Source organism: Allorhodopirellula solitaria (assembly GCF_007859855.1).
Lineage (GTDB): Bacteria > Planctomycetota > Planctomycetia > Pirellulales > Pirellulaceae > Rhodopirellula > Rhodopirellula solitaria.
On record NZ_SJPK01000025.1, the window covers coordinates 38,174 to 44,859 of the forward strand.

At 56.6% G+C, this 6,686-nt stretch carries 6 protein-coding genes; 4 read left to right on the top strand and 2 right to left on the bottom strand.

The window, feature by feature from the left end; translation table 11 throughout:
* Positions 1-151 precede the first annotated feature (151 nt).
* Complete coding sequence (gene glgX / locus CA85_RS22990; protein ID WP_146393776.1) at positions 152-2,242, top strand: glycogen debranching protein GlgX; 2,091 nt, start codon at positions 152-154, stop codon at positions 2,240-2,242.
* Between the two features lie 61 nt (positions 2,243-2,303).
* Here glgX and CA85_RS22995 read toward each other — a convergent pair whose 3' ends face one another.
* Positions 2,304-3,125, bottom strand: a complete 822-nt coding sequence (locus tag CA85_RS22995) for a hypothetical protein (RefSeq protein WP_186775157.1) — start codon at positions 3,123-3,125, stop codon at positions 2,304-2,306.
* Between the two features lie 592 nt (positions 3,126-3,717).
* Between CA85_RS22995 and CA85_RS23000 the strand changes: the two genes are divergently transcribed.
* From CA85_RS23000 to CA85_RS23010, 3 genes are all read left to right on the top strand, one after another.
* Complete coding sequence (locus CA85_RS23000) at positions 3,718-4,356, top strand: transposase (protein ID WP_146393780.1); 639 nt, start codon at positions 3,718-3,720, stop codon at positions 4,354-4,356.
* A gap of 586 nt (positions 4,357-4,942) precedes the next feature.
* Positions 4,943-5,422, top strand: coding sequence for a helix-turn-helix domain-containing protein (locus CA85_RS23005; RefSeq protein ID WP_146393783.1), 480 nt, complete (start codon positions 4,943-4,945; stop codon positions 5,420-5,422).
* Between the two features lie 4 nt (positions 5,423-5,426).
* The gene (locus tag CA85_RS23010) at positions 5,427-6,104 is read left to right on the top strand and encodes an IS630 family transposase (protein ID WP_246113089.1); all 678 of its coding nucleotides are present in this window, start codon (positions 5,427-5,429) and stop codon (positions 6,102-6,104) included.
* Positions 6,105-6,301: 197 nt separating this feature from the next.
* Here the strand turns inward: CA85_RS23010 and CA85_RS23015 are convergent, their stop codons facing one another.
* Positions 6,302-6,550, bottom strand: coding sequence for a hypothetical protein (locus CA85_RS23015; RefSeq protein WP_146393787.1), 249 nt, complete (start codon positions 6,548-6,550; stop codon positions 6,302-6,304).
* Between the last annotated feature and the right edge of the window lie 136 nt (positions 6,551-6,686).

The window sequence follows — 6,686 nt, forward strand, 5'->3', positions numbered from 1 at the left end:
GCAGGGGCTGAGTGCTAGGGTTGACCTGACAACTGGAACTAAACCGGACCGAGCCGCAGAATGAGAGCGTCGCTCACGATTTTGAACTCGTGAACGCCGCCGCAAATCTGCCAACGGTTCGCATAGAAATGACTCAAGGAGCGATCTTTTAATGCTGATGCGACAACCGTGCCCTGACCTGCAATTTGCCTACACGCCCCCATTCGGAGCGACGCCGACAGCGAACGGTACACAGTTCTCTGTGTTCAGCCGCTCTGCGACTGAAATGCGATTGCTGCTCTACAATAAAGTCAACGATCGCGAACCGGCAGAGATCATCGATTTTGATCGGAACACCGATCGATGGGGCGACGTGTGGAGCCTGCAGGTTCCTGGACTCGAGGCCGGCGGTCTCTATCACTTCCAGGCCAGCGGTCCGTGGGAGCCGGAAAACGGTCACCGTTTCGACGCTGCGGCGCGGTTGATCGACCCCTATGCGGAAGCCCTCGCGGGTACCTACCAAACCGGCAAAGATGGACTGGTTCGCCCACCGAAGTGCGTGGTCGTCGATCAGTCCTTCGATTGGGAGGGCGACCGGCATCTCCGCCGGGAGATGAGCGAGACGATCATCTACGAGATGCACGTCAAGGGATTCACCAAGAGCCGCACCGCCAAGGTCACCGCACCGGGCAGCTATCTCGGTGTGATCGAGAAGATCCCCTACCTGAAATCGCTCGGCATCACTGCTGTCGAATTGATGCCGGTCAACGAGTTTCCCATCCGTGACCCACACGGCAAGAAACTCGAACGCGCCAACTACTGGGGATATGACCCCATGGCGTTCTTTGCACCGCATCGCGGCTATGCTCACGACAAAGCCCCGGGCGCCCAGGTCAACGAATTCAAAGAGATGGTCAAGGCGCTTCATCAGGCCGGCATCGAAGTCATCCTCGATGTGGTCTTCAATCATACCTGTGAAGGCAACGAGAACGGCCCCACGCTATCCTTCAAAGGCTTGGAAAATCAAGTCTACTATATCCTCAGCGAAGGCCAGCATTACTGCAATTTCAGCGGTTGCGGCAACACCCTCAACGGCAACCACCCTGTCGTCCGGGAAATGATCTTTCACTGCCTCCGGCACTGGGTTCACAACTACCATGTCGATGGTTTCCGGTTCGACCTCGCGAGTATCTTCAGCCGGGACCGCAGCGGCAATTTGATCCCGAACCCGCCGATGGTGGAACTGATCGCTGAGGACCCGATGCTCGCGGATACCAAGATCATCGCAGAAGCCTGGGATGCCGCCGGTGCCTACCAAGTTGGCAGCTTCGGCAACCACCGCTGGGCAGAATGGAACGGGCGCTACCGCGACGACGTCCGCGGTTTCTGGCGTGGCGACGGCGGGACGCTCGGACCGCTGGCCACACGGCTCGCCGGCAGCAGCGATCTCTACGAACACGCTGGACGGCCACCTTTCTGCAGCATTAACTTCATCACCAGCCACGATGGCTTCACGATGAACGACTTGGTTTCCTACAAAGAAAAACACAACGAAGCCAATAACGAAAACAACTGCGACGGCGACAACCACAACATCAGCGACAACTACGGTGTCGAAGGCCCGACGCGCAAGAAGGCGATTTCCACGATCCGCTCTCAGCAAGTCCGCAATATGCTCGCCACGCTCTTGGTCAGCCAGGGCGTGCCGATGATCGTCAGCGGCGACGAGATTCGCCGCACTCAAAAAGGCAATAACAACGCCTACTGCCAAGACAACGATATCTCTTGGTTCGATTGGCGGCTCGTCGAAAAGCACGCTGACCTGACTCGTTTCGTCAGCGCCATGATCGAATTCCGCAAGAACCAGCCGACGGTCCGGAGAGAGGAATACCTCACCGGCCGACCGCTCGATGGTCGCAAGGTTCCCGACGTTTCCTGGTACGGTACCAAGGGCAACCCATTGCATTGGGACCAAGGCATGCTCGCTATGACCGCCTACCTCGCAGCGCCAAGTCGCGCCGATGACCCCGAAGGGCTCGGTCGTGATTTGATCATCATGTTCAATAGCACGGGGGACAACCTCGATTTCCACTTGCCTTCGATCGGCCGTGGCGTGGTCTGGAATCTGTTTGCCGATACGGCTGCGGTCCCGCCCGCGGACGTCTATCCCGATGTCGACGGTCCCGTACCGCCCAGCAATCGGATTATCGAAATGCCGCGTCACTCGATGAAGATCTACGTTTGCAATGCTCCGCTAACGTAAGCAACGCGAGTGCATTGAGCGTCGTCGTGGACCAACCGCCTATCGATTTCCTGAGGTCTACTCAGATCGGTAGCGGTTGATCGTCGAGGCACAGCTTGACAAAGCGCAGGACTTCCTCGCCGCCTTTTTCCCAGACATGGGCGCCGAGTTCGCTCAGCGCTTCGCTGTCAATGTCCGCTGAGTTTGCCAAGATCACCCGGCGAAAATCTCCTGCATCGTAGGCTTTCTTCTCCTGCGAGCGATGGGGCGACACCAGGGCGGCGTACTTGGACGCGAGCACTGCTTCCAATGTTGGCAATCGGTTGCCGGTTTCCGCATCGATGATGACGTGCTGATCCAGAATCATGCGTTGAAACTCACCCCAAGGCAGCATCAGATCGATGACGGGTTTCGGGTTGCCTTGCGGATCGAGATCGGCGGGATCGAGAAACCGGACGACTTGAGAGAGCTCGACACGAGTCAACATCGGCCAGGCTGAGGCGATCGCTTTGGCGGCTTTCGCCTTTTCGCTGTAGGGCACCATGATGTCAACGTCTTGCGTGGCGCGAGGCATCGGCAAGTAGCCGACCAAGCCATGCAGTCCCATCAACATCCATTTCTTGACGCCGGCGCCACGCAGGCAATCGACGACTTCTTGGGGGGTAACATCCACGCATCCTCTCCCTGTTCGCTGTCGGTAGTCGGACGTCAGCCGAGTGCTGGTCCGCAGACCATAGGCGTGCCCCGAGGGTCCCTTGGGATCGCTTTGGTCGACGCCCACAAACCCAGCCGTCACGGCAGCCATCGCCGCATTTCGCTCAGCGAGGTAGTCAGGGCTCTCGTGTTCTGGCGTCTCGTGCACTGACGTCTCGTGTTTTGGGGGCATGTCAAAACCAGCAGCCATCAAGAATCCGGCCACGCAGTTGGGAGGGACCGAGTTGGACTCTCCATTGTATCAAGAAACAAACGCAGGATCCCGCACAACGAAAAATCACTTGGTAGCTGCCACTTGTGCGCTCCGACCGGGGCAAGCCCGGCGGAAGCGAAAAGTGGAGGCCAAGAGCAGAAGCGAAGGAGAAAGGAGGAGGTGCGTGGCCGCCCGGTTGATCCGAGAAGCCAGCCCAGCAGGCGCGAATGACGAGCATCATTGCTTCCGTCCGGGCTTGTCCCGGCGGAGCACCAACTGACAGCTACTGCCGCTAGAATGAAGATCAATCCTCCACTCTTGCATTCTCCGATCTCCGCTCCGGGCTTGCCCCGGCGGGATCAACGACTTGGATTGGCACGCCAAAGTGGAACCGATCTATACCGCAGCCAACACGACTACCGCATACCAGCTCAATTGGTCGCTATCGATATTCGGCAAAGTTGACTTGCCAGATCAGGCTGTCTGGCTTGGGGAGCTTCAAGTAGCAACTGAAGTTGATGGCGTGCGACTTCTCTCAGTCAATGTGCGATCTGAAAACACGCTTCAATTCCTGGTCAGCACTCGACCCGTGTCGTCACCTTCAGAAATCGTGCGTAGTGTCAAAGGTCGATTGCAATACTTAATTCGCGACTCGATCCCGAACGCGTTCCGGAGGAATTATCACATCCAAAGTACTGGCGAGGCGAACTCGAGCGTTCTGGGTCAGTACGTCGCTGGGCAGGCTGAGAAGCATCCACTGGCTGACGATGGCGTTCAAGCTCGATTCCAAGCACTTCAGTTTCATGATGAAGCAGTTGATCTCTCGAAACCGACGATCGGCACGTATGGCCAGTTTTTGAATTCGCTGCAAATCGTCGTCGAGAACACGGAGAACTGGCATGAAGTGCGCGAGCACCATTTGCAGCGAGTGCGTGATGTGATTGTACGTGCGTGCGAGAAGAAGCAGTGGCGGTTATCGCGCATTGGATTGGTCAGTGACCACATTCATGTTTTGCTCGGTGCCGGTGTCACGGAAGCTCCACAGTCAGTCGCATTGTCACTGATGAACAACGTTGCATTCGTCTACGACATGAAACGGATATTGAAGTTCAGCTGCTACGTTGGAACCTTTGGCGGGTACGATCGTGGCGCAGTGCGGAAGCACGAGCAGAGAGTCGCTGGCTCCGCCGGGGCAAGCCCGGAGCCGAGGCCCAAAGAAGAAGAGTGAAGAATCGTTGGGGGCGTTTGTTGGTAGCTGCCACTTGTGTGCTCCGACCGGGGCAAGCCCGGCGGAAGCGAAAAGTGGAGGCGAAGAGCAGAAGCGAAAGAGAAAGGAGGAAGTGCGTGGCCGCCCGGTTGATGCGAGAAGCCAGCCCAGCAGACGCGAATGACGAGCATCATTGCTTCCGTCCGGGCTTGCCCCGGCGGGATCAACGACTTGACGCTAGTATCATTTGATGAGCCGCTGCGAGTACGCTGGGCCTCGCCGGCCAACGCGATGCCGATTGGCTCGCTTGATAGCTTCTGTCTCCTGGTCGCCGACTTTGACTCGCACCTTTTGTTCGCCCGAGGACGGGGCGCCAGACGAAAAGGCTGGCCCAATCTTTCCATTCGACTGCGCAACCGGATCGGCGGAGGTGGACTAGCTCAAATGATTGTTCGGTATTTCAGCAGGTGGGCGCTAGCACCGGTTCTCTTAACGCTTTGGGTTTTGCAGGCGTGAACCAGGCCTAGTATTGCCCCGCAGCTTGGATTGCGGGTAGGATGTGGCTTGTGAAACCACTTCCGAACTTTTCAGGATCAAGGAAGGTCCCGTGTCGAATCGAAAAATCTACCATATCAAGCTGACTGCGGATGAACGCGAAGCCTTTGCCGAAGTCGCAAAAGGGAAACGTGGAAAACTGAACATCGCTGCCTGGAAAGTGCAGCGAGCCACAGCAATGCTCAAGTGCGATGAGAGCGAATGCGGCCCGGCTTGGTCAGACCAGAAGATTGCCGAAGCAGTCGGAGCGACAACCCGATCAATCGAGAACTGGCGAAAGCAGGCCGCTCTTCGAGGCCCGACGAGCTTGCTCGAAAGAAAACAACGCGAGATGCCGCCGACGCCCGCGATACTCGATGGTCAAAAAGAAGCTCAGTTGACCAAGCTCGCTTGTTCCACGCCGCCCGATGGTCGATCCCGATGGACTCTTCAATTGCTTGCCGACAAGTTGGTTGAGCTTGAGGTGGTCGAGTCGATCTCGGCGGATACGGTGGGCCGTGTCCAAAAAAAACGAGTTGAAGCCCTGGCTTAGGTCCATGTGGTGCATTCCACCGGAGCAGGACGCGGCGTTCGTCGCGGCAATGGAGCAGGTTTTGGCCGTCTATCATCGTCCCTACGATCCGCTCTATCCGGTTGTGAACATGGACGAGCAACCGATTCAGCTGATCTCTGACTCGCGTCCGTCGTTGCCGATGCAACCGGGGAGTTGTGAAAAGATCGACTTTGAATATGTCCGCGAAGGGATGTGCAACGCCTTCATGTTCGTCGAACCGCTGGGCGGTTGGCGCGAAGTTCATGTCAGCACGACGAAAAAGGCGGTCGACTGGGCGGGCTACGTTCAGTGGCTCGTGGATCACCCACGCTACGCAAATGCAAAACGAATCACTTTGGTGTGTGACAACTTAAACACGCACTGTGCCGGATCGCTCTATGCGGCCTTCGCCGCCGACGAAGCGTTTCGCATCCTGAACCGAATCGAGCTGGTGTTCACACCCAAACATGGAAGCTGGCTCAACATGGCCGAACCGGAATTAAGCGTGATGACCCGTCAGTGTTTCGCCGGTCGAGTTGGCAGCCAACAAGAAGTCGCTGACCGAATAACGGCTTGGCAGCAGGATCGCAACGAACGCCAGATTGGGATCAATTGGCAATTCTCAACTGACGACGCGAGAGTCAAACTAAAACGCCTCTACCCGAAAATTGAACTGCGGTAGAATGCTAGGGCACACCGGCCAATCAATTTGGTATAGCGGCTTACCTCTGCGGCTTGCTCATCAGGAGTTTGTAGTGGCCGAGGAGGACGTCGAGTCGCTCGCGAAGTTCGACGCAATTGCAGTAGACGTCGCCCGAAGAGAATTTGCACCAGGTTTCCCTTCAGGAATCAAAAAACAGGAAATGAAACATCACTTGGTTACCGATTGATTCGAGGTTCTTTGTCGAACAGGGTTTCCAAACCTTCGTAGAGATCTTCCGGGAGCGGACGAGGTGCGCGGACGACTTGGCCGTAAACTAATTCGCTGTGCGGAATATCGAACTGATCAAGAAGCACCGCAAGATGATCTTCCGCAGTGAAAATCTCATCAGGAACTTCGTCGCCAAACAGCCATTGCAACCGGAAGACAGCCTCGTTTACCGAGTCCTTATTAGAGGCGCTACCCATCGAAGTATGAGGTTCTTCTCGGAATTTAGTGGCACGTATTTTCCGGCATCAGATCGAGTTTGCCGCAGTAAAACAGAATCCTGAGTCGGTAGTTGGCGAAGGAACGAAAGCCTCTTGCGGCTGACTTGATGGATTG